Source organism: Xenorhabdus sp. PB61.4, from assembly GCF_963894935.1.
In the GTDB taxonomy this organism is placed as follows: domain Bacteria; phylum Pseudomonadota; class Gammaproteobacteria; order Enterobacterales; family Enterobacteriaceae; genus Xenorhabdus; species Xenorhabdus stockiae.
On sequence record NZ_CAWQJR010000128.1, the window covers coordinates 1 to 1410 of the forward strand.

4 protein-coding genes are annotated in these 1410 nt (G+C 28.1%); all 4 read right to left on the bottom strand.

Annotated features, from left to right (window positions below):
- On the bottom strand, window positions 1-365 hold a 365-nt coding region (locus AACX68_RS07300; RefSeq protein ID WP_228860859.1), incomplete at its 3' end, for a hypothetical protein.
- Window positions 366-418: 53 nt separating this feature from the next.
- A complete protein-coding gene (locus AACX68_RS07305; protein WP_228860860.1) occupies window positions 419-946 on the bottom strand; it encodes a hypothetical protein in 528 nt (175 codons plus the stop codon).
- 12 nt (window positions 947-958) lie between these two features.
- Entirely contained in the window at window positions 959-1195 is a 237-nt protein-coding gene (locus AACX68_RS07310; protein WP_228860861.1) for a hypothetical protein, read from the bottom strand.
- On the bottom strand, window positions 1183-1410 hold a 228-nt coding region (locus AACX68_RS07315; protein WP_228860862.1), incomplete at its 5' end, for a hypothetical protein. The genes AACX68_RS07310 and AACX68_RS07315, both read right to left, overlap by 13 nt.

The following is a 1410-nucleotide window of genomic DNA, read 5'->3' on the forward strand; positions in this document are numbered from 1 at the left end:
TTATTTGACTTGGTTAACAAAAAATAAAAATTATCATTTTCTTTTGAAATAAAAAAAGGTTTTTTAGCTAATAAATCAAATCGTTGAATTCGTTGAAGCTCATTCCAAAATCTACTTTGAAATAGCACTTCACTAGTGATAGTTTCTCGTTCTTGGTAAAAACGTAGAGGTTGATCTCCAAACAACCCACCACTACAACAGCCCATATATGTTAAAAATTCAAGGAATTCCCCTTGTATTTCAATGTCGTAAACACGTTTTAGTTTAATTAAATCATCTTCGGAGTAACCTCTAATATAATTGAAGTCAATGGATAATTCAGGATAAGCTGAATGAAAATAATTTATTAATTCCACTTTAGTCATATTAGGAAAGGCCTGTTCTAATTTATTAAACGTAACCAATGGATAAAAACATGTTAAAGAGCTAACAAATCCCCCCATTGTTCAAAAGGAACTTTAAAGCTATAATTTCTAGTACTAGTATCAACAATATACCTTAAATATTCATTAAAAGTTAATCCAGTATCGATAATTGTATCATAATTAGTATCAAGATAATAAACTAAATCAGGATTTTTTGAATTGGTTAATAGAAAATAAAAATATATAGCTTCATTTTCTATTGAAATAAAAAAAGGCTTTTGTTCTAATAAATCAACGTATTGAATTTCTTGTAGCTCTTCTCTAAATCCAAATTGGAACAATATTTCATGACTAACTACCTTGTCTTCTTGGTAAAAACGTAGGGGTTGGATTCCAAATAACCCACCATTACAACGCCCCATATGAATTAAAAAATCAAGTAACTCTCCTTGAATTTCAATATCGTAAACACGTTTTAATTTAATTAAGTCATCTTCGGAGTAACCTCTAATATAATTAATATCAATAGTTAATTCAGGATAAGCTGAATGAAGATAATTTATTAGCTCTATTTTGTTCATATTAGGGGAAGCCTATTCAGCTTTATGCTCATTAGGATGGAATAATTCACATAAGGCTCTAGCGTGATTAAATAATAACTCTGCATCTTTACACAATAACCGTTTAAATAATTTTTTACTAGCATATACATCTTCAATGTCATAGTATAATAGAAATGTGCAATCTATTATTGCCATAAGCTCTCCACTTGTTAATTTAATATCATAAAACATCTCATCATTTATTTTTTCTTTTTTCAAGATTTCCATCTGAAACTCCTTAAAAAAGATTTGAAAGTGGTTTCAATACTAAAATAATCTTCGCGATTTACATGATTTAGTATTTTAAATAAAGTGTCGCTATACCAACGTAGCGTATCTGGATTTTCAACATCTTCTTTCTCCGCAGATTTTATTAATATATCATGTAAACATCCCATAATTACAACTAATTCTTTATGTGACATTCTAACATAGTTAAAATT

Excerpts from the sequence above, each read along its gene's own strand:
- AACX68_RS07305 (WP_228860860.1), bottom strand. The coding sequence starts at position 946 with ATGAACAAAATAGAGCTAATAAATTATCTTCATTCAGCTTATCCTGAA.
- AACX68_RS07310 (WP_228860861.1), bottom strand. The coding sequence starts at position 1,195 with ATGGAAATCTTGAAAAAAGAAAAAATAAATGATGAGATGTTTTATGAT.